The organism is Pseudomonas sp. LBUM1651, from assembly GCF_059716135.1.
In genome coordinates, this window is record NZ_CP166805.1 from 557,584 (window position 1) to 582,653 (window position 25,070).

The window sequence follows — 25,070 nt, forward strand, 5'->3', positions numbered from 1 at the left end:
CAAGGCTACTTAGTAGCTGCTCTCCGGCAAACTGGCAATGATCGAGCGATAGCTGTTCATCCGTTGCTGCTGCACGCGGCCTTCTTCCAGCGCCTTGAGCAATGCGCAACCGGGCTCGCGGTCGTGCTTGCAGTCGCGGAAGCGGCAGGTGCCGATCAAGTCGTTGAACTCGATGAAACCGGCTTCGACGTCGGCGCGGCTGACGTGGCCCAGGCCGAATTCGCGGATGCCCGGGGAGTCGATCAACTCACCGCCACCGGGGAAGTGGAACAACCGCGCGGTCGTGGTGGTGTGAGTGCCCTGGCCGGACAGCTCGGACAACGGGCCGACGCGGGTTTCGACTTCCGGCAGCAGGCTGTTGACCAGCGACGACTTGCCGACGCCGGACTGGCCGACGAAAACGCTGATGCGCCCGTCCAGTTGTTCCTGAAGTTGCTCCATGCCGTTGCCGTGGTGCGCCGACACTTCCAGCACCGGATAGCCCAGTGTGCGGTAAACCGCGAGCAAGGCATTCAGCGCCGGGGCGTTCTGCTCGTCGATCAGGTCGAATTTATTGAGCAGCAGCAGCGGCCGAATGCCGGCGTGCTCCGCAGCGACCAGATAGCGATCGATCAGATTCGCGTGGGGCTCGGGCAGCGGCGCGAAGACGATGACGATCATGTCGACGTTGGCCGCCACCGGCTTGAGCTGGCCACGGCTGTCCGGACGGCAGAGTTCAGTTTTGCGCGGCAGTTGCGCCACGATCACACCGATGCCCTGGTTGCCGGCACGCCAGACCACCTGATCGCCGGTCACCAGCGCCGGCAGGTTGGCGCGCAAGTGGCAGCGGAACACCTGGCCGGCCAAATCGCCATCGAGGGCTTCGACTTCGACCTGTACACCGAAGTGCGCGATCACCAGGCCCGTCTGTTCCGGACCCAGGTCGCCACCCTCAAGTGCCTCGACAGCCGAGGACTCGCGTTTGGCGGCGCGGGCAGCGCGTTCGCCCTGAATCTTTTCGATGCGCCAGTTTTGACGACGATTGAGTTGGCGTTTGGCCATGGGTGTTCCGTATCAAGAATGCAGCGATTAGGTAAAACGGCCGCGAGTTTAGCACGCCCGGACGCCGCCCTAGGCTAAACTGCGCAGCATTGCCTAGGAGCCCACACATGCAAAACCCGCAGAATCTGATCTGGATCGACCTGGAAATGACCGGTCTGAACCCTGATACCGACGTCATCATCGAGATGGCCACCATCGTCACCGACAGTGACCTGAACACCTTGGCCGAAGGGCCGGTGATCGCGATCCACCACAGCGATGAAATCCTCGCCGGCATGGACGAGTGGAACACCCGTCAACACGGCGGCTCGGGCCTGACCCAGCGCGTTCGCGAAAGTCGCATCAGCATGGCCGAAGCGGAAGCCGAGACCATTGCCTTCCTGGAGAAGTGGGTGCCGAAGGGCAAATCGCCGATCTGTGGCAACAGCATCTGTCAGGACCGTCGCTTCCTTTATACGCACATGAAATCACTGGAAAGCTTCTTCCACTACCGCAACCTCGACGTCTCGACGCTGAAAGAACTGGCCGCTCGCTGGGCACCGGACGTGCGCGACAGCTTCAAAAAGGGCAGCACCCACCTGGCCCTGGACGACATCCGCGAATCGATCGCCGAGTTGCAGCATTACCGCAAGCATTTCATCAAGTTCTGATTGTGCATCGCGGTCCCTGTGTAGGAGCTGCCGCAGGCTGCGATCTTTTGATCTGGCTCTTGAGAATCAAAATCAAAAGATCGCAGCCTGCGGCAGCTCCTACATAGGGGGGGGGCGCGCTTGCCCTCTTTTGGTGCCGGGACTAAATGGCTAGACTGCGCGCCTTCCTGCAAGGACCGCCACCATGTTGCTGATGCTTTACCTGATCGCCATTACCGCCGAAGCCATGACCGGCGCCCTGTCCGCCGGCCGTCGTGGCATGGACTGGTTTGGCGTGGTGCTGATCGCCTGCATCACGGCGTTGGGGGGCGGTTCGGTGCGCGACGTGTTGCTCGGCCACTATCCGCTGACTTGGGTGAAACACCCGGAATACCTGGTGCTGACATCGATTGCAGCCATGTTCACGGTCTTCGCTGCGCGCTGGATGCGCCACCTGCGCTCACTGTTTCTGGTGCTCGACGCCGTGGGTCTGGTGGCGTTCACCCTGATCGGCTGCATGACTGCCCTGGAAATGGGCCACGGCATGCTGGTGGCTTCGGTCAGTGGCGTGATCACCGGGGTATTCGGCGGCATCCTGCGCGACATCTTCTGCAACGACATCCCGCTGATCTTCCGCCGGGAGCTCTACGCCAGCGTGTCGTTCGCGGCGGCGTGGTGTTACATGCTGTGCCTTTATCTGAACGTGCCGGGAGAACAGGCGATTCTGATCACGCTGTTCGGCGGCTTCCTGCTGCGGTTGCTGGCGATCCGTTTCCACTGGGAAATGCCGAAGTTCGTTTACAACGACGAAGCCTGACACAGCCCTTGTAGGAGCGAGCTTGCTCGCGATGGACGTGAACGATAACGCTGCGAACCTGGCACCCCGAGGCGCTCTCTAGTCGATCGCGAGCAAGCTCGCTCCTACAAAAGGCCGTGTTGTTTCAGAGCCCACTCCACGTGTTCACGCACCAGCTCCGACGGATAATCCCGCCGCGCCTTCAACGCTTCCAGCACCGGAATACTCGATGGCGCATTACCCAATCCCACCGCCAGATTACGCAACCAGCGCTCGTAACCGGCGCGCCGTAACGGCGAACCCTCGGTACTGGTGAGGAATTTGTCCTCGTCCCACATGAACAATTCGGCCAGTTCGGCGTTGTCCAGATTGTGCCGTGGCTTGAAGTCGCTTTCGCCGGACGGACGAGCGAAGCGGTTCCACGGGCAGACGATCTGGCAGTCATCGCAGCCAAATACCCGATTGCCGATCAATGGCCGCAAGTCTTCGGGGATCGCACTTTTCAGTTCGATGGTCAGGTAAGAGATGCAGCGTCGGGCATCCAGCACATAAGGGCCGACAAAGGCGTTGGTCGGGCAGATGTCGAGGCACGCGGTGCAGCGGCCGCAATGTTCGGTGCTGTGGGGCGGGTCGACCGGCAGCGGCAGGTCGACAAACAGTTCGCTGAGGAAGAAGTAACTGCCGGCCTTGCGATTCAAGACCAGCGTATTTTTGCCGATCCATCCAAGACCGGCCTGTTCAGCGATGGCTTTTTCCAGCACCGGCGCACTGTCGACGAACGCGCGAAAACCAAATGGACCGATCTCGGCCTGAATCTTATCGGCCAGTTGTTGCACACGTTTACGGATCAATTTGTGGTAATCGCGGCCCAAGGCATAACGCGAAACGTAGGCTTTTTCCGGTTGGGCGAGGCGTTTGGCCATTTCGGTGTCGCCCGGCAGGTAATCCATGCGCAGGGACACCACCCGAAGCGTGCCGGGCACCAGCTCTTCCGGGTGTGAGCGTTTGCTGCCGTGGGCGCCCATGTAGTCCATTTCGCCGTGGTAGCCGGCCGCAAGCCAACGCTCCAGGTGCTGCTCATGCTCGGCCAGATCCAGGCCGCTGATGCCGACTTGCTGAAAGCCCAGCTCGCGGCCCCAGTCCTTGATGGATTGGGCGAGGGCGGGCAGGTCTGTGGTAATTGCGGGCATGAGGCGAGAGAAACCGGAGCTGAGGTGCGTATAATTCTGCCAGACATCGGAGCCCGAAGACGCATGCCGCACACTAAAGATGATTTACCCGACGCGCTGTACAGCGCCGCGCAAGTGCGAGCCCTCGATGCGAGCCTGATTGCGGCGGGCACGCCGGGCTTCGAATTGATGCAGCGTGCGGCGCGGGCGACCTGGCGTGCGTTGGTCCGGCAGTGGCCGTCGGCCCACGAATTGACGGTGGTCGCCGGTCACGGCAACAACGCCGGTGATGGCTATCTGGTGGCGGTCTTGGCCCGGCGTGCAGGCTGGCATGTGCGTGTGTTGGCGGTCGGTGATCCTAAACGTTTGCAGGGCGATGCCGGGCTGGCCCACGCCGAGGCCCTGTCCGAAGGCGTTGCCATTCAAGCCTGGAGCGCGCAATCCGAGTTGCGCGGCATCGTGGTGGACGCCTTGCTTGGCACCGGTCTGACAGGCGAGGTGCGAGAGCCTTACGCCAGTGTCATCGCCGCGATCAATGCCAGCGACCTGCCGGTTGCCGCAGTGGATATTCCTTCGGGACTTTGTGCCGATACGGGACGTGTGCTCGGCGCGGCCGTTCGGGCGGATCTGACCGTGACCTTCATTGGTTTGAAGTTGGGTCTGTTCACGGGCGAGGCGGCGGACGTGGTGGGTGAATTGGTTTTCAACGATCTGCAGGCCTCTCCTGAGTCGTTCAGCGGGGTCGCCATCAGTGCGCGTCGACTGATGGCCGGCAATGTGCCGCGTCTGGCGGATCGCGCGCCGACTGCCCATAAAGGCAAATTCGGCCATGTCTTGCTGATCGGCGGTGATCGCGGTTTCGGCGGTGCCATTCTGTTGAGTGCGCAAAGCGCCCTGCGCAGTGGTGCTGGCATGGTGTCGGTGGCCACCCGCAGTGAGCATGTGCCCGCTGCACTGGCCCGAATCCCCGAAGCCATGGTGCTGGGTACTTCGTCAGCCAATCAGTTGATGGGATTGCTGCAAAAGGTTTCCGTGCTGGTAGTGGGGCCGGGCCTGGGGCAGGCTTCGTGGGGCCGCAGTCTGTTGTCGGCGGCAGCCAATGCGCCGTTGCCACAGGTTTGGGACGCCGATGCACTGAACATGCTGGCCGAAGAACGTGTGAGCTTGCCCAAGGGCTGCGTGATCACCCCGCATCCGGGGGAAGCGGCGCGGTTGCTCGGGATCAGTGCCGCTGAGGTTCAGGCTGACCGTCCATCCGCCGCTCACGCATTGAGCAAAAAATACACAGCTGTAGTGATTCTGAAAGGTGCTGGCAGTCTGATCGCCAGTCCGGACGGGCGCCTGGCGTTGTGTCATCAAGGCCATCCGGCCATGGCCACCGCCGGTCTGGGCGATGTGCTGGCTGGACTGGTTGGCGCGTTGCTGGCGCAAGGCATGAATGCGTTCGACGCCGCCTGTCTGGCGGTCTGGCTGCACGCCAATGCCGGTGCGCAACAAGGTAAATCGGGCCGTGGGCTGGCGGCCAGTGATCTGATTCCAGCCATTCGTCAGTTGTTGGAGGAGCAAGCACCGTGTCTGAAGTAACCCTGTACCTGGCTGATGAAGAAGCGATGACTGCGTTTGGCGCACGTATCGCAAAAACCACTCAAGGGCACGGTCTGATTTTTCTGGAAGGGGATCTGGGAGCGGGGAAAACTACGCTGTCGCGGGGCATCATCCGGGGGTTGGGGCATGTCGGCGCGGTGAAAAGTCCGACGTTCACGCTGGTCGAACCCTACGAGATTGGTGACATCCGCGCCTTCCATTTCGATCTCTATCGTTTGGTCGACCCCGAAGAACTGGAGTACCTCGGCATCCGCGACTACTTCGAAGACGACGCGTTATGCCTGATCGAATGGCCTCGCAAGGGTGCAGGCTTTTTGCCAAAGCCCGACCTGACCATTACCATTAGCCCGCAAGACAGCGGGCGTTCGCTGAAAATTTTGTCCCAGGGCTCGCGTGGCGAGTCGTGGTGTGCCGCTTTGGCATTGGAATCCAATTAAATGATGGGGTCAGGTATGCGCTTTCGCGCGATGGTAGCTGCCGTAGGGATGTTGTTTTTGGCGGTGACCGTCGACGCTGTGGCTGAAACAAAGGTCAACAGCGTTCGCCTGTGGCGGGCGCCGGACAACACACGGTTGGTGTTCGACCTGACCGGGCCGGTGCAACACAGCGTTTTCACCCTGACATCTCCGGATCGACTGGTTATCGACATCAATGGCGCGTCCCTCGGAGCACCACTGAGCGTCAATGCTTCGAATACGCCAATCACTGCCATGCGCTCGGCCCAGCGCACGCCGACCGACTTGCGCGTGGTCATCGACCTGAAAAAAGCCGTCACGCCCAAAAGCTTTACCCTGGCGCCGAACGCCCAGTACGGCAATCGCCTGGTGGTCGATCTGTTCGATAACGCCGCCGACGCCGCGCCGATTCCTGCGCCGACCAACGTGGCGACCGTCGCGCCGGTTCCGGTCACCCCGGTAGATCCACCGGTCAAGCTGCCGCCCGCTCCGGCTGGCAAGCGCGACATCATTGTGGTCATCGATGCCGGCCACGGCGGTGAAGATCCGGGAGCCTCTGGCTCTCGCGGCCAGCGTGAAAAAGACGTGGTACTGGCCATCGCTCGCGAATTGCAGCGTCAGGTCAACGGCATGAAAGGCTTCCGCGCCGAACTGACCCGCACCGGCGACTACTTCATTCCGTTGCGCGGCCGTACCGAAATCGCCCGCAAGAAGGGCGCCGACCTCTTCGTCTCGATCCACGCCGACGCCGCGCCTTCGGCGGCTGCGTTCGGTGCGTCGGTGTTCGCCTTGTCTGATCGCGGCGCGACGTCTGAAACAGCTCGTTGGCTGGCCGACAGCGAAAACCGCTCCGACTTGATCGGCGGTGCCGGCAACGTCAGCCTCGACGACAAGGACCGTATGCTCGCAGGCGTTCTGCTCGACCTGTCGATGACCGCGTCCCTGACCTCCAGCCTGAACGTTGGCCAAAAAGTGCTGAGCAACATTGGTCGCGTGACGCCGCTGCATAAACAGCGCGTGGAGCAAGCCGGGTTCATGGTGTTGAAGTCGCCAGACATCCCGTCGATCCTGGTGGAAACCGGGTTTATCTCCAACGCCAACGAAGCGTCGAAACTTGCGGCGGCCAGCCACCAGCAAGCGCTGGCACGCTCGATCAGCAGCGGCGTGCGTCAGTTTTTCCAGCAGAATCCACCGCCGGGCACTTACATTGCCTGGCTGCGTGATTCCGGCAAGATCGCCCAAGGTCCCCGGGATCACCGGGTCAGCCCGGGCGAAACCCTGGCGATGATTGCCGTGCGTTATCAAGTGTCCCCGGCCACCTTGCGCAGTGCCAACAACCTGAAGAGTGACGAGCTGAAAATCGGTCAGACCCTGACCATTCCCGGCACTGAACTGGCGTCCAAAGAATGAATCAGGTCGTGATCAACGGCGCTCGCATCGAGCTGCTCAGCCCGCGACTGGCGAACCAGATTGCCGCCGGCGAGGTGGTCGAGCGCCCGGCTTCGGTGATCAAGGAGTTGCTGGAAAACAGCCTCGACTCCGGCGCCAAACGTATCGATGTCGATGTCGAGCAGGGCGGCGTCAAGCTGCTGCGGGTGCGCGACGATGGCAGCGGCATTTCTGCCGATGACTTGCCACTGGCCCTTGCGCGACACGCCACCAGCAAGATCCGCAACCTGGAAGATCTCGAACAGGTCATGAGCCTCGGGTTTCGCGGTGAAGCGCTCGCCTCGATCAGCTCCGTGGCCCGCCTGACCCTGACGTCCCGCACCCGCGATGCCGAGCAGGCCTGGCAAGTCGAAACCGAAGGCCGGGACATGGCGCCCCGCGTCCAGCCAGCCGCCCACCCGGTGGGCACTTCGGTGGAAGTGCGCGACCTGTTCTTCAATACCCCGGCGCGGCGTAAATTCCTCAAGACCGAAAAAACCGAATTCGATCACCTGCAAGAAGTGATCAAGCGTCTTGCCCTGGCGCGCTTCGACGTGGCGTTCCATTTGCGCCACAACGGCAAAACCATCCTCAGCCTGCACGAGGCTCGCGATGATGCGGCCCGCGCCCGGCGTGTGGCGGCGATTTGCGGTTCGGGTTTCCTCGAGCAAGCACTGCCGATCGAGATCGAACGCAATGGCTTGCATCTGTGGGGTTGGGTTGGCTTGCCGACGTTCAACCGCAGCCAGGCGGACTTGCAGTATTTCTTCGTCAACGGCCGTGCCGTGCGCGACAAACTGGTGGCCCACGCGGTGCGTCAGGCGTATCGCGACGTGCTGTTCAATGGCCGGCACCCGACGTTTGTGCTGTTTTTCGAAGTCGATCCCGCGGGCGTCGACGTCAACGTGCACCCGACCAAACACGAAGTGCGCTTCCGTGACGGACGCATGGTTCACGATTTCCTCTACGGCACTCTGCACCGAGCTTTGGGCGATGTGCGGCCGGATGACCATTTGGCGGCGCCGGTAGCAACGGCGATCGTGCGGCCAACCGGCATTGATGCGGGCGAATTCGGTCCCCAAGGCGAAATGCGCCTGGCGGCCAATGCGCTGCTGGAGCAGCCTCAGGCACAACCGTCGTTCAACACGGCTGGCTCGGGTGCTGGCGCCGGTTATCAATATCAATACACGCCGCGTCCGCAGTCCGGCGTACCGGCGGCTGAAGCTCAGGCGGCTTACCGTGAGTTTTTTGCGCCGTTGCCGGAAGCCAACGCCGTCGCGCTTCCGGCCGGTCAGGACGATATTCCGCCGCTGGGTTACGCATTGGCGCAGCTCAAAGGCATCTACATTCTCTCGGAAAACGCCCAAGGGCTCGTGTTAGTGGATATGCACGCTGCCCATGAGCGAATCATGTACGAGCGCCTGAAGATCGCCATGGCCAGCGAAGGATTGAGCGGCCAGCCACTACTGGTGCCGGAATCTTTGGCAGTGAGCGAGCGCGAAGGCGATTGCGCCGAAGAAAACGTCGCGTGGTTCCAGCGTCTGGGCTTTGAATTGCAGCGTCTCGGCCCGGAAACGCTGGCCATCCGGCAGATTCCAGCCTTGCTCAAGCAGGCGGAAGCCAATCGGTTGGTCAGCGACGTGTTGTCGGATTTGATGGAATATGGCACCAGCGACCGCATTCAGGCGCACCTGAACGAGTTGCTCGGCACCATGGCCTGCCACGGCGCGATTCGGGCGAATCGGCGTCTGGCCCTGCCGGAAATGAACGGTCTGCTGCGTGATATGGAAAACACCGAACGCAGCGGTCAATGCAACCATGGCCGACCGACCTGGACCCAATTGGGCCTGGACGATCTGGACAAACTGTTCCTGCGCGGTCGTTGATGAGCCAGCTCCCTCCTGCGATTTTCCTGATGGGCCCGACCGCAGCGGGCAAGACCGACCTGGCCATCGAGCTCACCAAGGTCCTGCCTTGCGAGTTGATCAGTGTCGATTCGGCGCTGGTCTATCGCGGCATGGACATCGGCACCGCCAAGCCCTCGAAAGAGATTCTGGCCGAATTCCCACACCGTTTGATCGACATTCTCGACCCTGCTGAGGCCTATTCCGCTGCGGAATTTCGCCGTGACGCCCTCGAAGCCATGGCCGACATCACCGCGCGCGGCAAAATTCCGCTGCTGGTGGGTGGCACAATGCTCTACTACAAGGCTTTGGTTGAAGGTCTGGCGGACATGCCCGCCGCCGATCCGGAAGTCCGCGCGCAAATCGAAGAAGAAGCTGCACGCCTTGGCTGGCAAGCCCTGCACGACCAATTGGCGATCATCGACCCGCAATCCGCAGCGCGGATTCACCCGAACGATCCCCAGCGCCTCAGTCGAGCACTGGAAGTTTATCGCGTCAGCGGTCAGAGCATGACCGAGCTGCGACTGCGACAAAGTGCGCAAAGTACTGAAGCAGCCGCTTCGGGACTGCAACAATTGCCCTATACTGTCGCGAACTTGGCCATTGCTCCGGCAAATCGCCAGGTACTGCACGAGCGAATTAAACAAAGATTCACTTTAATGTTGGAACAGGGATTCATTGACGAGGTCGTAGCCCTGCGTGAGCGAAGTGACCTGCATTCAGGGTTGCCGTCTATACGTGCGGTAGGCTACCGACAAGTCTGGGACTACCTGGATGGCAAGCTGACGCAAGCCGAGATGCAGGAGCGTGGAATCATTGCCACGCGCCAATTGGCAAAACGTCAGTTCACCTGGCTGCGCAGTTGGGCTGATTTACACTGGTTGGACAGCCTGGATTGCGACAATCTGCCGCGCGCCTTGAAATACCTGGGGACCATCTCCATATTGAGCTGAGTCCTTGCAATTGCCGTCTATCCTTGGGGGTGTGACGGCCACAAGCCATCTGTTTACCTATTTTTTATATTGAATCCTTAAAGGAGTGCGGCACATGTCAAAAGGGCATTCGCTACAAGACCCTTACTTGAATACTTTACGTAAAGAGAAAGTGGGGGTTTCCATCTACCTGGTCAACGGGATCAAGCTGCAAGGCACGATCGAGTCTTTCGACCAGTTCGTTATCCTGCTGAAGAACACCGTCAGCCAGATGGTTTACAAACACGCTATCTCTACAGTGGTGCCGGTTCGTCCAATTCGTCTGCCTAGCGCAACCGAATCCGAGGCAGGCGACGCTGAGCCAGGTAACGCCTGATAGGAGTCTCCTTTGTTCTTTGAGCGCCACGGTGGTGGTGAGCGAGTGATCCTCGTTCACTTGGATGGACAGGACCCTGAGGCGCGCGAAGATCCGCAGGAGTTTCAGGAATTGGCTAATTCGGCCGGCGCCGAGACCGTTGCGTTTTTCAACGTGCCGCGTCATCGGCCAACTGCCAAATTCCTGATCGGTAGCGGCAAGGTCGAGGAGCTACGCGACCTGGTCCATGCCGAAAAGGCAGATCTGGTGATTTTCAATCACATCCTCACGCCCAGTCAGGAACGTAACCTCGAACGTGTTTTCGAGTGTCGCGTGATCGACCGCACCGGTCTGATTCTCGATATTTTCGCCCAGCGGGCCCGTACCCATGAAGGCAAGCTCCAGGTAGAACTGGCCCAGCTTGACCACATGAGCACCCGGCTGGTTCGTGGCTGGACTCACCTTGAGCGTCAAGGTGGCGGTATCGGCATGCGTGGCCCGGGTGAAACCCAGCTGGAGACCGACCGCCGCTTGCTGCGGGTTCGCCTGCGACAGATCAAAGGCCGGCTGGAAAAAGTGCGCAGCCAGCGCGAACAGTCGCGACGTGGCCGTACGCGTGCGGATATCCCTACCGTGTCTTTGGTCGGATATACCAACGCCGGTAAGTCCACGCTCTTCAATAACGTGACGAAATCCGACGTGTACGCGGCTGACCAGTTGTTTGCCACGCTGGACCCGACCTTGCGCCGTCTGGAGCTGGACGACCTGGGGCCGATTGTCCTGGCTGACACTGTGGGTTTCATTCGCCACTTGCCCCACAAGCTGGTCGAGGCATTTCGGTCTACCCTCGAAGAATCGAGCAACTCCGACCTGCTGTTACACGTGATCGATGCGGCCGAACCGGATCGCATGTTGCAGATCGAGCAGGTGATGGTGGTGCTGGGCGAGATTGGTGCCCAGGACTTGCCGATCCTCGAGGTCTATAACAAACTCGATTTGCTTGAAGGCGTTGAGCCACAAATCCAGCGCGACGAAAACGGCAAGCCTCAACGGGTCTGGCTGTCGGCGCGTGATGGCAGTGGTCTGGAATTGCTTGAGCAAGCCATTGCCGAGTTGCTGGGCAGTGAGTTGTTTATCGGTACCTTGCGCTTGCCGCAACGATTCGCTCGACTGCGTGCGCAATTCTTCGAACTCGGAGCGGTGCAGAAAGAAGAACACGACGAAGAAGGTGTCAGCTTGCTGGCCGTTCGATTGCCGCGCTCGGAGCTCAATCGGCTGGTCAGCCGTGAAGGCGTTGTGCCGACAGAGTTCATCGAGCAACACACTTTGCAATAAAAGCCTGAGAAAGCGGTTGTGCCGTGGTGGCAGGCATTCTGTAGCATTGGTCGGCGCGCCGTGGGCGCGTCTTTGCTTTATCAGATGGAGAGCGCTATGGCTTGGAATGAGCCGGGTGGCAACTCGAATAATCAGGATCCTTGGGGTGGCAAGCGCCGCAATAACGGCGACCGCAAGGGACCACCGGATCTCGACGAGGCCTTCCGAAAGCTGCAGGAAAGCCTGAACGGGTTGTTCGGTGGTGGTAAGAAACGCGGTGATGACGGCGGTGGTTCGGGCAAGAGTGGCGGCTTCGGCGGCCTGCTCGGCATCGGCCTGGTCGTGCTGGCGGCCGTGTGGCTGTACAGCGCGGTCTACGTAGTCGACGAGCAGGAGCAAGCCGTGGTGCTGCGCTTCGGCAAGTACTATGAAACCGTCGGCCCGGGTCTGAACATCTATTTCCCGCCGCTCGATCGCAAGTACCTGGAAAACGTCACGCGTGAGCGTGCCTATACCAAGCAGGGTCAAATGCTGACTGAAGACGAAAACATCGTCGAAGTGCCGCTGACCGTGCAGTACAAGATCAGCAACCTGCAGGACTTCGTGCTGAGTGTTGATCAGCCGGAAATCAGCCTGCAGCACGCGACCGAAAGTGCCTTGCGCCATGTGGTGGGCTCCACCGCAATGGATCAGGTGCTGACCGAAGGCCGTGAATTGATGGCCAGCGAGATCAAGGAGCGTCTGCAACGCTTCATGGACACCTATCGCACCGGTATCACGGTCACGCAGGTCAACGTACAGAGCGCAGCCGCACCGCGTGAAGTGCAGGAAGCCTTCGATGACGTGATCCGCGCCCGTGAAGACGAGCAGCGTTCGCGCAACCAGGCTGAAACCTATGCCAACGGCGTCGTGCCGGAAGCCCGTGGTCAGGCCCAGCGCATCATCGAAGATGCCAACGGTTACCGTGACGAAACCGTCTCGCGCGCCAAGGGTGAGGCCGATCGCTTCACCAAACTGGTCAGCGAGTATCGCAAGGCACCTGAAGTGACCCGTGAGCGTCTGTACCTGGACACCATGCAGGAAGTCTTCAGCAATACCAGCAAGGTTCTCGTGACCGGCAACAAGAATGGCCAGAGCAATCTGCTTTACTTGCCGCTGGACAAGATGGTCGAAAGTGGTCGCAACACCAGCACAGCAGTGACTGGCGCAGCAGCCACCGGCAATGAAGCGAATGTGCGTGCAGCCGATCTGCAGCAACAGCAAGCACGTACCAGGGAGAGTCGCTGATGAGCAATAAATCGCTGATCGCCCTTATTGTCGGCGTCGTCGTGGCGATCGCAGCCTGGAACTGCTTCTACATCGTGGCTCAGACCGAGCGTGCGGTGCTGCTGCAGTTCGGTCGCGTGGTTCAGGCCGATGTTCAGCCGGGCCTGCATGTGAAAGTGCCTTACGTTAACCAGGTGCGCAAATTCGACGCACGCCTGATGACGCTGGATGCACCGACACAACGCTTCCTGACGCTGGAAAAGAAAGCCGTCATGGTCGATGCCTACGCCAAGTGGCGGGTGAAAGATGCCGAGCGCTTCTACACCGCGACCTCCGGCCTCAAGCAGATTGCTGACGAGCGTCTTTCCCGTCGTCTGGAATCGGGCCTGCGTGACCAGTTCGGCAAGCGCACGCTGCACGAAGTGGTGTCCGGTGAGCGCGATGCGCTGATGACCGATATCACGGCGTCACTGAACAAGATGGCGGAAAAAGAGCTGGGCATCGAAGTCGTCGATGTTCGGGTCAAGGCCATCGATCTGCCGAAAGAAGTGAACCGCAGCGTTTTCGAACGCATGAGTTCCGAGCGTGAGCGTGAAGCTCGCGAGCATCGCGCCAAGGGTAACGAGCTGGCGGAAGGCATTCGTGCCGACGCCGATCGTCAACGCCGCGTGTTGCTGGCTGAAGCCTATCGTGAATCCGAAGAGGTTCGCGGTGATGGTGACGCCCAGGCCGCTGCGATCTACTCCAAGGCCTACGGCCAGGATCAGGAGTTCTACGGTTTCTACCGTAGCCTGCGCGCCTACCGTGAAAGCTTCGCGAACAAATCCGACGTCATGGTCCTCGACCCAAGCAGCGACTTCTTCCGTTACCTGGAAAAAGCCAAGCCTTGATACGACGTTGACCTGAATCATCCCCCGCCTGGCGGCTAAAGCCTCGGGCGGGGTGATCCTTTGGGAAAACGTGTGTATGATGCGGCAGCCGGGAAATTCCCGGCTTTTTTGCGTCTGCACGTTTGATTGCTGTTGTTTATGCAGGCGCCCGAGTTGAATGACTCGACAGGTTTTTCGAGGAAAGTGATTGGCGAAGCTTATTTTCAGGCTTTTCGCCGCGTTGTTTATGCGTGGCTTGTAAACAAAGCCGATCATTTTCTGCTTCACTCAAGGCTCGCCCAAAGGCTGGCCGCCCGGACCATAGGGGAATGGCGTAATGGCAACGGTAGACCGCTGGCTGCTGCCAGATGGCATCGAAGAAGTACTGCCACCGGAAGCGGCGCGCATTGAAGTCGCGCGTCGTCAGGTGTTGGATCTGTTCCAGAGCTGGGGTTACGAGTTTGTCGTGACTCCCCATATCGAGTACCTGGAATCCCTGCTGACCGGTGCCGGCCAGGACCTCGATCTGCGTACCTTCAAGGTCATCGACCCGCAATCGGGCCGGCAGATGGGTTTCCGTGCCGACATCACGCCGCAAGTGGCGCGCATCGATGCGCACACCCTGCGTCGCGAAGGTCCGAGCCGCCTGTGCTATGCCGGCAGCGTGCTGCACGCTCAGCCACGCGCCTTGTCGTCCTCGCGCAGCCCGATTCAACTGGGCGCCGAGTTGTACGGCGATGCCAGCCCGAGCAGCGACGTGGAAGTCATCAGCCTGATGCTGGCCATGCTGCAACTGGCCGATGTGCCGGATGTGCACATGGACCTCGGTCATGTTGGTATCTACCGCGGCCTGGCCCGCGCGGCCGGATTGTCCGGTGAAGTTGAACAACAGTTGTTCGATGCGTTGCAACGCAAGGCCATCGACGAGGTCATTACCTTGACCGAAAGCTTGCCTGCCGATCTGTCGGGCATGCTGCGGGCGTTGGTTGACCTGTGTGGCAGCCGTGAAGTGCTGGAGGCTGCGCGCGTACGTCTGGCAAATGCGCCGGCACCTGTGTTGGCAGCACTGGACGATTTGCTGGCGATTGCCGAGCGTTTGTCCACGCGTTTCCCGGAACTGGCGCTGTACTTCGATCTGGGTGAGCTGCGCGGCTACCACTACCACACTGGTGTGGTGTTCGCGGTGTTCGTACCGGGCGTTGGTCAGTCCATCGCTCAGGGCGGCCGTTACGACGACATCGGCGCCGACTTCGGTCGCGCCCGTCCGGCAACCGGTTTCTCTACCGATTTGAAAACCCTGGTGACCCTGGGGCGTGCTGAAATCGAGCTACCGTCTGGCGGTATCTGGATGCCTGACAGTACGGATGCGGCACTCTGGCAGCAGGTCTGCCAGTTGCGCAGTGAGGGTCAGCGTGTCGTCCAGGCCTTGCCTGGACAACCTATGGCCGCCGCCCGTGAAGCGGACTGCGACCGGCAATTGATTCAGCAGAACGGGCTTTGGCAAGTATCGCCACTGGCTTCTTGAGTTTTCCTGTCGGCCCGTGGCCGACACCAAGTTTGCGCGAATGAGGACAAGTGTTATGGGTAAGAATGTCGTAGTCCTGGGCACCCAATGGGGTGATGAGGGCAAAGGCAAGATCGTTGATCTGCTGACCGAACATGCTGCCGCCGTAGTGCGCTACCAGGGTGGCCACAACGCTGGTCACACCCTGGTGATCGATGGCGAAAAAACCGTCTTGCACCTGATCCCGTCGGGCGTACTGCGCGAAGGCGTGCAGTGCCTGATCGGCAACGGCGTGGTGGTTGCACCCGACGCTCTGCTGCGGGAAATCATCAAGCTGGAAGAGAAAGGCGTACCGGTGCGTGAGCGCCTGCGTATCAGCCCGTCCTGCCCGCTGATCCTGTCCTACCACGTAGCGCTGGACCAGGCCCGTGAAAAGGCCCGTGGCGAGTTGAAGATCGGCACCACCGGTCGCGGCATCGGCCCGGCTTACGAAGACAAGGTTGCACGTCGTGGCCTGCGCATCGGCGACCTGTTCCACCGCGAGCGTTTCGCCGCCAAGCTGGGCGAGTTGCTGGATTACCACAACTTCGTGCTGGTCAATTACTACAAAGAGCCGGCAATCGACTTCCAGAAAACTCTGGATGAGTGCATGGAATACGCCGAGCTGCTGAAGCCGATGATGCTTGACGTCACCGCCGAGCTGCACGAGCTGCGTCGCGCTGGCAAAGACATCATGTTCGAAGGCGCCCAAGGCTCCCTGCTGGACATCGACCACGGTACTTACCCGTACGTCACCAGCTCCAACACCACCGCGGGCGGCATCGCCACCGGTTCGGGTTTTGGTCCGATGTACCTGGATTACATCCTCGGCATCACCAAGGCCTACACCACTCGCGTCGGTTCGGGTCCGTTCCCGACTGAGCTGTTCGACGATGTTGGCGCGTTCCTCGCCAAACGTGGCCACGAGTTCGGTGCGACCACCGGCCGTGCCCGTCGTTGCGGCTGGTTCGACGCCGTCATCCTGCGTCGCGCCATCGACGTCAACAGCATCTCGGGCCTGTGCCTGACCAAGCTGGATGTGCTGGACGGTCTGGAAACCATCAACATCTGTGTTGGCTACAAGAACCAGGATGGTGCAGTGATCGACGCACCGACTGACGCCGACAGCTACATCGGCCTGGAGCCGGTGTACGAAGAGATGCCAGGCTGGACCGAATCCACCGTCGGCGCCAAGACCCTGGAAGAGCTGCCGCAAGCCGCTCGCAACTACATCAAACGCGTCGAAGAGTTGGTCGGCGCGCCGATCGACATTATTTCGACGGGCCCGGACCGCAACGAAACCATCGTTCTGCGTCACCCGTTCGCTTAATAAGTCGTTGATGTAAAAAACAAAGGGCCCTTGATCGGGCCCTTTGTCGTATCTGTCTGCCGGACGGCATGACCTTTGCTGTGAACTTCATTAAGTGCATGACTTCTGGCGTGCCATCAATTTAATGGCGTCAAAGCAGAGGGATATCAAGTGTCGGCCGTTCTCTCATTGTTACAAAGCCGTTTGTTGCGGCCAGTGTTCGTTACCCTTGGTATCGCCCTTTTGGTGCAGGTGCTGGTGGCTGTTGCCCTGACACGGAGCACAGTGACTGCATTGGAAGCCGATTTGGGTGTGCGCCTGGGGGTGGACAGTCAAAAACTTTCTGGCGAGCTGGAGCAGGCGGGACGTGAAGTCACGTCGAGCCTCGATAGCCTCTCCACCAGCACGCGTCAGCGCCTCACGGCCGGTTTGTCCTCGCGACTGGAGGACGAACAGGCACAGTTGCGTGCCACGCTGGAAAAGGACCTGAAGGATTCCGCCAATGATATGGCGCAGCTCCTGGCTTCGGTTGCACCCCGCGCCATGTGGGACAGCGACGTGCCAACCCTGTCTGAATTCGCCCGTCGCGCCCAGCGCAATCCCAATGTGCTGTTCGTGGTCTATGACGACGCGACAGGTCAGCACCTGACGCGCTACCTCAACCGCGAAAACCCGATCAACAAGGCCCTTCTGGAGAAAGGCCAGGGCGAGCGCGCGCTGGATAAAGTGCTGGATGCGGCGAAGAACGATCCTTCGGTCTACTACCTCGAAGCCTCGATCAACCCTAATGGCGTAGAAATCGGCAAGGTTTTGATGGGGGTTTCCACCGCCTCGGTGGAAACCGATCTGGCAGCCCTGGACAAGCGCTTCACCGCGCTGATCGCCAGCAGTGATCAACTGGTCGGCGACAGCCTCAAAGGCGCAGCGGCTGACAGCGCCACCGCGATGCGGGCGCGACTGACCTCCGCTCAGTCCACTGCCTCCGAAATGAAAGCCAACACCACCAGTACCGTGCAGGAAGCTGCGGCGACCTTGCGCTGGCGCATCGGCATGGGCCTGGCGCTGGTGGGTTGCGGCGTATTGCTGTTGCTGGCTGTGGTCCTGGGTCGTCGTGTGGTCAACCGCTTGAAGATGCTGATTGCCGCGATGGACGATCTGGCGGCGGGCGAGGGTGATCTGACCAAGCGCGTGCAGATCAACAGCAAGGACGAAATCGGTGACATGGCCTCAGCGGTCAACCGCTTTGTGGATAAGCTGCAGCCAATCGTGCGTGAGGCGGGCGATGTGGCTCAGCGCACGGGCGTTGAAATCGGTGCCATGACCCTGCGTAACGCCGGTGCCGATGCGGCAGCGGGCATGCAGCGCGACGAGGTTGCCGAGAGCCTGCGCGCATTGTCGCAAATGGCTGACGAAGCCCAATCTGAAAGCCACGCCATGCAGGCGGCCTTGCAGCAGGTGGTGGACATCCGTTCGGCCACCGATGAAAACACCCGGACCTCGGCGAAAGTCGGCAGCCTGATCGAAGCGTTGGCCGGGCAGGTTGATACCGGCGCGAAAGTCATTGAGCGACTGGCGCAGCAGAGTGAGCAGATTGAAGTGGTGTTGACCGTGATTCACGGGATCGCCGAGCAGACCAACCTGCTGGCGCTGAACGCGGCCATTGAAGCGGCGCGTGCCGGCGAGACCGGTCGCGGGTTTGCCGTGGTGGCGGACGAGGTGCGAGCGTTGGCGAGCAAGACCCAGAGTTCCACGGGCGACATTCAGGCGCACATCGTGGCCTTGCAGCAAGGTGCGCGTGAGGCGGTAGCGGCGATTGGGCAGGCCGGGCGTCAGGCCAGCGAAGGTTTGTTGGTGTTGCGCGATAGTGCGCGGTTGCAGCAATCGGTGCAGGCGTCGGTCGAGCAGGTGCATGCGGCAATTGGCCTGGCGACGCAGGCAGCAGCGCATCAGGCGCAAGGCGCGCAGGCGGTGCGGGGTCGGGTTGAAACCATCCATGCACAGGCTGAGAAGGCGGCTCAGGCGGTGGTGGAGACTACGGCGAGCGGCAAGGTGCTGGATGGCTTGGCGGCGCAGTTGAAGGCGAGCCTGGGGCAGTTCAGGGCCTAAGAAGTTTGTTGTTCGTGCTGGCCTCTTCGCGAGCAAGCCCGCTCCCACATTAGATCGCGATTCTCCAGATGGAATGCGTTCGAATGTGAGAGCAACTGTCTTCACCCTGCCATTCGTCACCGCCATTCGGTGCCGTCTCTGAGCATGGCATTCAGTCTGATTAGTAATATTCGCATACAGGCGATCAGCAGCAACGCCGACGTCTGGTACAGCGCCGGCACGTAGTGCAGCGCGAAATACACCAGCGTCAGCGCAATCACCAGCCCTGGCAGCGCATGCAGCAGGTACGGTAGGCGCTCGGCCCAGATCGCCAGTTGGCCTTTGTAGCGCACTACCAGCAACCCCACCGGCACGGCCAGCACCAGGCACAGCGCAGCGCCGCCCAGCGACAACGCCAGGGACGACAGCAATGCCTCGCTGATCGCCGCCACCGGAAACGCCGCTGACGAGCCGACCGCCAGCCAGTACGCCAGCATCCCCAGGGGAATGCCGCTGCCGATGATCGCCAGCGCCAGGCAGTAAGCTTATCCGGCGACTGCCCAAGGCCCTAATCGAACCTGTTCCGCTTGTCGCGCGGCGCCCTGACCGGTGCGCACGTGCCGACCTTTACCGCGTACCCGCAGTTCAAGCCACAGCAGCATCAGGCATAGCGCGAGCAAAACAGCGGAAAGCATCACCAGGATCGCCCCGCCCAAACCTTCGAAGTGGGCGCTCAACGAAACCCAGGTGAAGCTGCTGACAAGCGCCGGCACCGCGAACGGCAAGCACAGAATCACGCCCCACAAGCGCCGTCCGGGCAAGTTGCTGCGCTCTAGCAGCCAGGCCAGCGATAGGCCGATCACGCCACAGGCGACCGTCACGCCGACCATCAACTCCAGCGTATTGCGCAGCAGGCCGAACACATAAGGTCGCCACAACAGATGCAGCGCCTCGGACCAACCGGCCTGCCAGGTCTTGAGTTCGGCGTAAGCCAGCGGCAAAAGGCTGAGCACCACCAGCAGCAAGACCGGCAGCAGCCAGATCGACGGCCGCTTGCTCCGTGGCACGTAAGCTCCGCGAGAAGCAGGGGCTGATAACGATGCGCTCATCAGTTCAAGCCAACGTCGCGTTCCAGGTCCAGGGCTTCTTCGGCGTTGCCGAGGTCGGCCGGTGTGACTTTCGGCGCTTGCAGTTCGCTGAACGGCTGAGGCCGCGATCCGATTGCATACCTTTGTGCAGCGGGTATTCGGCGGTGGTCTGGGTGATCACGCGCAGACCTTCTTCGCTGGCCATGTAGGCGAGGAATTGCTGGGCTTCTTTTGGATGTTTGCTGGATTTCAGTACGGCAGCGCTGGAAACGGTGATCAGTCCGCCGACGTCGCCGCTGGTGAGTAGTGCAGTTTCGAATCGAGCTGGCCTTTTTCGCGTTGCAAGGCGAACCAGTAGCAGTTGTTCACCAGCACGGTGGCGACTTCGCCGTTTTCCACGGCTTTGAGTGCGACCATGTTGTTGCTGTAAGTCTTGCCGAACGCGCGCAGGCCGGTCAGCCATTCTTCGGCTGCGTCCATGCCGTGTACCTTGATGATCGCCACGGCTTGTTCCTGGAATGCGCCGCTGGTGGGCACGAAGCCGACCTTGCCTTGCCATTTCGGGTCGGAGAAATCCATCACCGATTTCGGCAGGTCTTTTTCATCGATCAGCTTTGGGTTGAACGCAACGACCCGGACTCACGCGGTAATCCCGATCCAGGTGCCATTGCCGGCGACGTAGTCTTTGGGCAGAACGGCGAGGGTGGCGGCGTCGGTTTGTGCCAGCAGACCCTGTTCGCCAAGCTTGTTCAGTGGTGGCGATTCTTCGGTGTAGATCACGTCAGCGGGAGAGCGATCGCCTTCTTCGACGACTTGGTTGGCGAGCTGGTTGCTGCTGCCTTTGCGCCCATTGACGTGAATACCGGTCTTGGCTTCAAAGGCCTTGGCGACGGCGTCGCCGACTTCCTTGTGTTGACCGTTGTAGAGTGTCAGGGAAACTGGATCAGCAGCCAGGGTGAGGGGAATGGCGAGTGCCAGGCCGAGCAGGGTGAAGGTCAGGCCGCGGCGCAGGGTATTTCGAAACATCATTCGCAGGGTTCCTCACTGTCGCATTGCAAAAACTTGCAACAATGGTAAACGATATTGTTTCTCAAGTGCGCCTTGCGGGGCTGGGAAGTCTTTGCTAGAGCGGGCTCGGGCATAACGCTCATCCTGTAGGAGCTAAGCTTGCTCGCGATGGCGATCTCAAGGACGCCATCGCCGGCAAGCCGTGCTCCTACAGAAGGCACGCAGGGATTCTCATAAGATTTTTGAAAGCCAGAAACGCAAAAACCCGCTTTCGCGGGTTTCTGTGAAATTCAAGATCGTGACCTTGAATTTGAATTGGTGCCCAGAAGAAGACTCGAACTTCCACGACCTTGCGGTCACCAGCACCTGAAGCTGGCGTGTCTACCAATTTCACCATCTGGGCATAATCTTCAGCGTTGCCGCTGTTGATGTGGCGCACTATACGGAGAGCGTTTTGATCTGTAAACCCCTGATTTAGTTTTAATAAATCAGATGCTTAGAATGCAAAAAACCCGCTTTCGCGGGTTTTTGTGCGAGCCTTGAAATTGATCTAATCTCAAGCTCGAAATTGGTGCCCAGAAGAAGACTCGAACTTCCACGACCTTGCGGTCACCAGCACCTGAAGCTGGCGTGTCTACCAATTTCACCATCTGGGCAGTATCGGCAGCGCTAGTGCGTCGTCGATGGCGCGCACTATACGGAGCGTCTTTTTATCTGTAAACCCCCGGCATCAAAAAAACCTGAAAAATATTACCAGTGGCATTCAAGTAAGCTTTTCGGTGTCGATAAAGGGCTTTAGATGGGCTCTCATAGCCTGAAATTTCCCGTTTCATTACGCCTATGCCAAACTAACCCGCATATAGACAAGGTGAAAACTCTCTAATGGCCGATTGGCAGTCCCTCGATCCCGAGGCCGCTCGTGAAGCGGAAAAATATGAAAACCCTATTCCTAGCCGCGAACTGATCCTTCAGCACCTTGCTGATCGGGGTTCGCCTGCTAACCGCGAGCAACTGGTCGAAGAGTTTGGTCTGACCACAGAAGACCAGATCGAAGCCCTGCGCCGCCGCCTGCGCGCCATGGAGCGCGACGCTCAACTCATCTATACCCGTCGCGGCACCTATGCGCCGGTGGACAAGCTCGACCTGATCCTGGGCCGCATCAGCGGTCACCGTGACGGCTTCGGTTTCCTGGTCCCTGACGACGGCAGTGACGATCTGTTCATGAGCCCGGCGCAAATGCGTCTGGTGTTCGATGGCGACCGTGCACTGGCGCGTGTTTCCGGTCTGGACCGTCGCGGTCGTCGTGAAGGCATGATCGTCGAAGTGGTAACCCGTGCTCACGAGACCATCGTAGGTCGTTACTTCGAGGAGGGCGGTATCGGCTTCGTGGTTGCCGATAACCCGAAGATCCAGCAAGAAGTGCTGGTCACCCCGGGCCGCAACGCCAACGCGCAGATCGGTCAATTCGTCGAAGTGAAGATCACTCACTGGCCGACGCCACGCTTCCAGCCGCAAGGCGACGTGGTTGAAGTCGTGGGCAACTACATGGCGCCGGGCATGGAAATCGATGTCGCCCTGCGCACTTACGATATTCCGCACGTCTGGCCTGAAGCGGTCTTGAAAGAAGCCGCCAAGCTCAAGCCTGAAGTCGAAGAAAAAGACAAAGAGAAGCGCATTGACCTGCGTCATCTGCCGTTCGTGACCATCGACGGTGAAGATGCGCGCGACTTCGATGACGCGGTCTACTGCGAAGCCAAGCCGGGCAAGCTGCGCCTGTTCTCGGGTGGCTGGAAGTTGTACGTGGCAATTGCCGACGTTTCCAGCTACGTGAAAATCGGTTCGGCGCTGGACAACGAATCCCAGGTTCGCGGCAACTCCGTTTACTTCCCGGAACGCGTAGTGCCGATGTTGCCCGAGCAGCTGTCCAACGGCCTGTGCTCGCTGAACCCGCACGTCGATCGTCTGGCCATGGTCTGCGAAATGACCATCTCCAAATCCGGCGAGATGACCGATTACTGCTTCTACGAAGCGGTGATTCACTCCCATGCCCGCCTGACCTACAACAAGGTCAGCGCGATGCTGGAAACGCCGAAACTCACCGAGGCGCGTCAGCTTCGTGGCGAGTACAACGACGTTCTGCCACATCTGAAGCAGCTTTACGCACTGTATAAAGTGCTGCTGGCCGCTCGTCACGTACGTGGCGCGATCGATTTCGAAACGCAGGAAACCCGGATCATCTTCGGGACCGAGCGCAAGATTGCCGAAATCCGCCCAACCGTTCGTAACGATGCGCACAAGCTGATCGAGGAATGCATGCTGGCGGCCAACGTGGCCACCGCCGAATTCCTGAAGAAGCACGAAATCCCTGCGCTGTATCGCGTCCACGATGGTCCGCCGCCGGAGCGTCTGGAAAAACTGCGCGCCTTCCTCGGTGAGCTCGGCCTGTCCCTGCACAAAGGCAAGGATGGCCCGTCGCCGAAGGATTACCAGGCCTTGCTGGCGAGCATCAAGGACCGTCCGGATTTCCACCTGATCCAGACCGTCATGCTGCGTTCGTTGAGCCAGGCGGTGTACAGCGCTGATAACCAGGGCCACTTCGGCCTGAATTACGAAGCCTATACCCACTTCACCTCGCCGATCCGCCGCTACCCGGACTTGCTTACGCACCGGGCGATTCGCAGCGTCATCCATTCGAAAATGGACACCCCGCACGTTCGCCGTGCCGGCGCGATGACCATTCCGAAAGCGCGCATCTATCCGTACGACGAAGCGACCCTGGAGCAGCTCGGCGAGCAATGCTCGATGAGCGAACGCCGTGCCGACGAAGCGACCCGCGACGTGGTGAACTGGCTCAAGTGCGAGTTCATGAAAGACCGCGTGGGCGAATCGTTCCCGGGTGTGATCACTGCCGTGACCGGTTTTGGCCTGTTCGTCGAGCTGACCGATATCTACGTCGAAGGCCTGGTGCACGTCACCGCGCTGCCGGGCGATTACTACCACTTCGATCCTGTGCACCACCGCCTCGCCGGTGAGCGTACCGGTCGCAGCTTCCGTCTTGGCGACACCGTTGAAGTGCGCGTGATGCGCGTCGACCTCGATGAGCGCAAGATCGACTTCGAGATGGCGGAAAAAACCATCAGCGCCCCGATCGGCCGCAAGAAGCGCGGGACTGAAACCGCTGCACCTGCCGCTAAAACGGCTGCTGAGCCGGCGCCGGCGAAAACCGGTCGTCGTCCTGCCAAGGAAAAAGCGGTCGAAGCCTATCGCCCGAGCGACGCTGCGGCAAAAAACGCTGAGCTGCGCAAAAGCCGTGAACTGAAGCAGGCGTTGCTGTCTGAAGCGAAAAGCGGTGGTAAAGCGGCGTCTGGGGGAAAGACCGGACGGTCGGCGCCTGACAAGGCTCCCGGCAGCAAGCCAAGCAAGCACCGTAAAGGCCCGCCAAAAGCGGGTTCGGCTCCAGCCAAAAGCGGCGGGGCGCGTAAACCTAAGGCCAAGTCATGAGTCAGTTGGAAAAAATCTACGGCGTACATGCGGTAGAAGCATTGCTGCGTCACCACCCGAAGCGCGTCAAGCAGATCTGGTTGGCTGAAGGCCGCAGTGATCCGCGGGTTCAGACGCTGATCGAGCTCGCTGCGGAAAATCGCGTAGCCGTCGGCAACGCCGAGCGTCGTGAACTGGATGCCTGGGTTGAAGGCGTGCACCAGGGCGTGGTGGCGGACGTGAGCCCGAGCCAGGTCTGGGGCGAGGCCATGCTCGACGAGCTGCTCGATCGCACCGATGGCGCACCGCTGCTGCTGGTGCTCGACGGCGTGACCGATCCGCATAACCTCGGCGCTTGCCTGCGTTCGGCCGATGCGGCCGGCGCGCTGGCGGTGATCGTTCCGAAAGACAAGTCAGCCACGCTGACCCCGACGGTACGAAAAGTCGCCTGTGGCGCGGCGGAAGTGATTCCGCTGGTCGCCGTCACCAACCTGGCGCGCACTCTGGAAAAGCTCAAGCAGCGCGGCTTGTGGGTCGTCGGTACGGCGGGCGAAGCCGAGCAGAGTCTGTATCAGCAAGACATGACCGGCCCGACCATCCTGATCATGGGTGCGGAAGGCAGCGGCATGCGTCGCCTGACTCGCGATCTTTGCGACTACCTGGTGCACCTGCCGATGACCGGCAGCGTCAGCAGTCTCAACGTTTCCGTGGCGACCGGCGTCTGCCTGTTCGAGGCTCAGCGCCAGCGCAGCGTCAAGGCTGCCGGATCTGCCAAAAAATCCTAAGCCGGTTGT

18 protein-coding genes, 2 tRNA genes and 2 pseudogenes are annotated in these 25,070 nt (G+C 60.4%); 16 read left to right on the forward strand and 6 right to left on the reverse strand.

What is annotated here, in order from left to right:
* Positions 1–9: 9 nt before the first annotated feature.
* Positions 10–1,041: a small ribosomal subunit biogenesis GTPase RsgA gene (rsgA, locus tag ACA066_RS02575; RefSeq protein ID WP_150632404.1), complete on the reverse strand. Its 1,032-nt coding sequence runs from the start codon at positions 1,039–1,041 to the stop codon at positions 10–12.
* Between the two features lie 107 nt (positions 1,042–1,148).
* On the opposite strand from rsgA, the gene orn reads away from it, so the two are divergent.
* Both orn and ACA066_RS02585 read left to right on the forward strand, forming a co-directional pair.
* Entirely contained in the window at positions 1,149–1,691 is a 543-nt protein-coding gene (gene orn / locus ACA066_RS02580; RefSeq protein WP_497698010.1) for an oligoribonuclease, read from the forward strand.
* 184 nt (positions 1,692–1,875) lie between these two features.
* Entirely contained in the window at positions 1,876–2,487 is a 612-nt protein-coding gene (locus ACA066_RS02585) for a trimeric intracellular cation channel family protein (protein ID WP_017336246.1), read from the forward strand.
* A 104-nt stretch (positions 2,488–2,591) separates the two neighbouring features.
* Here ACA066_RS02585 and queG read toward each other — a convergent pair whose 3' ends face one another.
* Positions 2,592–3,656 carry a tRNA epoxyqueuosine(34) reductase QueG gene (gene queG, locus ACA066_RS02590; RefSeq protein ID WP_497698011.1) on the reverse strand — a complete coding sequence of 355 codons (1,065 nt, stop codon included), beginning with the start codon at positions 3,654–3,656 and terminating at the stop codon, positions 2,592–2,594.
* A gap of 63 nt (positions 3,657–3,719) precedes the next feature.
* Here queG and ACA066_RS02595 point away from each other — a divergent pair, with 63 nt between their 5' ends.
* From ACA066_RS02595 to ACA066_RS02650, 12 genes are all read left to right on the forward strand, one after another.
* The gene (locus tag ACA066_RS02595; RefSeq protein ID WP_497698012.1) at positions 3,720–5,219 is read left to right on the forward strand and encodes an NAD(P)H-hydrate dehydratase; all 1,500 of its coding nucleotides are present in this window, start codon (positions 3,720–3,722) and stop codon (positions 5,217–5,219) included.
* Complete coding sequence (gene tsaE / locus ACA066_RS02600; protein WP_497698013.1) at positions 5,207–5,677, forward strand: tRNA (adenosine(37)-N6)-threonylcarbamoyltransferase complex ATPase subunit type 1 TsaE; 471 nt, start codon at positions 5,207–5,209, stop codon at positions 5,675–5,677. Before ACA066_RS02595 ends, tsaE begins: the two co-directional genes overlap by 13 nt.
* Before the next feature lie 48 nt (positions 5,678–5,725).
* A complete protein-coding gene (locus ACA066_RS02605; protein ID WP_497699799.1) occupies positions 5,726–7,105 on the forward strand; it encodes an N-acetylmuramoyl-L-alanine amidase in 1,380 nt (459 codons plus the stop codon).
* Positions 7,102–9,009, forward strand: a complete 1,908-nt coding sequence (gene mutL / locus ACA066_RS02610) for a DNA mismatch repair endonuclease MutL (RefSeq protein ID WP_497698014.1) — start codon at positions 7,102–7,104, stop codon at positions 9,007–9,009. The genes ACA066_RS02605 and mutL overlap by 4 nt, the downstream gene beginning before the upstream one ends.
* On the forward strand, positions 9,009–9,980 hold the full coding sequence (gene miaA, locus ACA066_RS02615; protein ID WP_497698015.1) for a tRNA (adenosine(37)-N6)-dimethylallyltransferase MiaA: 972 nt from the start codon (positions 9,009–9,011) through the stop codon (positions 9,978–9,980). The genes mutL and miaA overlap by 1 nt, the downstream gene beginning before the upstream one ends.
* A 94-nt stretch (positions 9,981–10,074) precedes the next feature.
* On the forward strand, positions 10,075–10,335 hold the full coding sequence (hfq, locus tag ACA066_RS02620) for an RNA chaperone Hfq (protein ID WP_007902656.1): 261 nt from the start codon (positions 10,075–10,077) through the stop codon (positions 10,333–10,335).
* A gap of 12 nt (positions 10,336–10,347) precedes the next feature.
* Positions 10,348–11,649: a ribosome rescue GTPase HflX gene (gene hflX, locus ACA066_RS02625; protein ID WP_046056854.1), complete on the forward strand. Its 1,302-nt coding sequence runs from the start codon at positions 10,348–10,350 to the stop codon at positions 11,647–11,649.
* Positions 11,650–11,745: 96 nt separating this feature from the next.
* Positions 11,746–12,915 (forward strand): FtsH protease activity modulator HflK, encoded by a 1,170-nt coding sequence (gene hflK / locus ACA066_RS02630; protein WP_497698016.1) that lies wholly within the window; start codon positions 11,746–11,748, stop codon positions 12,913–12,915.
* A complete protein-coding gene (gene hflC / locus ACA066_RS02635) occupies positions 12,915–13,784 on the forward strand; it encodes a protease modulator HflC (RefSeq protein ID WP_059405812.1) in 870 nt (289 codons plus the stop codon). Before hflK ends, hflC begins: the two co-directional genes overlap by 1 nt.
* Before the next feature lie 316 nt (positions 13,785–14,100).
* Positions 14,101–15,288: an ATP phosphoribosyltransferase regulatory subunit gene (locus ACA066_RS02640; RefSeq protein WP_497698017.1), complete on the forward strand. Its 1,188-nt coding sequence runs from the start codon at positions 14,101–14,103 to the stop codon at positions 15,286–15,288.
* Positions 15,289–15,343: 55 nt separating this feature from the next.
* Complete coding sequence (locus ACA066_RS02645) at positions 15,344–16,636, forward strand: adenylosuccinate synthase (protein WP_010464193.1); 1,293 nt, start codon at positions 15,344–15,346, stop codon at positions 16,634–16,636.
* A 150-nt stretch (positions 16,637–16,786) separates the two neighbouring features.
* Positions 16,787–18,721: a methyl-accepting chemotaxis protein gene (locus ACA066_RS02650; protein ID WP_497698018.1), complete on the forward strand. Its 1,935-nt coding sequence runs from the start codon at positions 16,787–16,789 to the stop codon at positions 18,719–18,721.
* 137 nt (positions 18,722–18,858) lie between these two features.
* Here ACA066_RS02650 and ACA066_RS02655 read toward each other — a convergent pair.
* The 4 genes and pseudogenes from ACA066_RS02655 to ACA066_RS02670 all read right to left on the reverse strand — a co-directional run.
* Positions 18,859–19,809: pseudogene (locus tag ACA066_RS02655) on the reverse strand (ABC transporter permease family protein); the annotation flags it as partial.
* Positions 19,809–20,817, reverse strand: a pseudogene (locus ACA066_RS02660) (extracellular solute-binding protein). The pseudogenes ACA066_RS02660 and ACA066_RS02655, both read right to left, overlap by 1 nt.
* 295 nt (positions 20,818–21,112) lie before the next feature.
* Positions 21,113–21,199 (reverse strand) — tRNA-Leu (locus ACA066_RS02665).
* Between the two features lie 166 nt (positions 21,200–21,365).
* Positions 21,366–21,452 (reverse strand) — tRNA-Leu (locus ACA066_RS02670).
* A 226-nt stretch (positions 21,453–21,678) separates the two neighbouring features.
* On the opposite strand from ACA066_RS02670, the gene rnr reads away from it, so the two are divergent.
* Complete coding sequence (rnr, locus tag ACA066_RS02675; RefSeq protein ID WP_497698019.1) at positions 21,679–24,297, forward strand: ribonuclease R; 2,619 nt, start codon at positions 21,679–21,681, stop codon at positions 24,295–24,297.
* Positions 24,294–25,061 carry a 23S rRNA (guanosine(2251)-2'-O)-methyltransferase RlmB gene (rlmB, locus tag ACA066_RS02680; protein ID WP_497698020.1) on the forward strand — a complete coding sequence of 256 codons (768 nt, stop codon included), beginning with the start codon at positions 24,294–24,296 and terminating at the stop codon, positions 25,059–25,061. Before rnr ends, rlmB begins: the two co-directional genes overlap by 4 nt.
* Positions 25,062–25,070 lie beyond the last annotated feature (9 nt).

Coding starts and splice junctions, on each gene's coding strand:
- orn (WP_497698010.1), top strand. CDS start 1,149: ATGCAAAACCCGCAGAATCTGATCTGGATCGACCTGGAAATGACCGGT.
- rnr (WP_497698019.1), top strand. CDS start 21,679: ATGGCCGATTGGCAGTCCCTCGATCCCGAGGCCGCTCGTGAAGCGGAA.
- ACA066_RS02595 (WP_497698012.1), top strand. CDS start 3,720: ATGCCGCACACTAAAGATGATTTACCCGACGCGCTGTACAGCGCCGCG.
- ACA066_RS02645 (WP_010464193.1), top strand. CDS start 15,344: ATGGGTAAGAATGTCGTAGTCCTGGGCACCCAATGGGGTGATGAGGGC.
- ACA066_RS02605 (WP_497699799.1), top strand. CDS start 5,726: ATGTTGTTTTTGGCGGTGACCGTCGACGCTGTGGCTGAAACAAAGGTC.
- queG (WP_497698011.1), bottom strand. CDS start 3,656: ATGCCCGCAATTACCACAGACCTGCCCGCCCTCGCCCAATCCATCAAG.
- hfq (WP_007902656.1), top strand. CDS start 10,075: ATGTCAAAAGGGCATTCGCTACAAGACCCTTACTTGAATACTTTACGT.
- rlmB (WP_497698020.1), top strand. CDS start 24,294: ATGAGTCAGTTGGAAAAAATCTACGGCGTACATGCGGTAGAAGCATTG.
- mutL (WP_497698014.1), top strand. CDS start 7,102: ATGAATCAGGTCGTGATCAACGGCGCTCGCATCGAGCTGCTCAGCCCG.
- ACA066_RS02585 (WP_017336246.1), top strand. CDS start 1,876: ATGTTGCTGATGCTTTACCTGATCGCCATTACCGCCGAAGCCATGACC.
- hflK (WP_497698016.1), top strand. CDS start 11,746: ATGGCTTGGAATGAGCCGGGTGGCAACTCGAATAATCAGGATCCTTGG.
- rsgA (WP_150632404.1), bottom strand. CDS start 1,041: ATGGCCAAACGCCAACTCAATCGTCGTCAAAACTGGCGCATCGAAAAG.
- miaA (WP_497698015.1), top strand. CDS start 9,009: ATGAGCCAGCTCCCTCCTGCGATTTTCCTGATGGGCCCGACCGCAGCG.
- ACA066_RS02640 (WP_497698017.1), top strand. CDS start 14,101: ATGGCAACGGTAGACCGCTGGCTGCTGCCAGATGGCATCGAAGAAGTA.
- hflC (WP_059405812.1), top strand. CDS start 12,915: ATGAGCAATAAATCGCTGATCGCCCTTATTGTCGGCGTCGTCGTGGCG.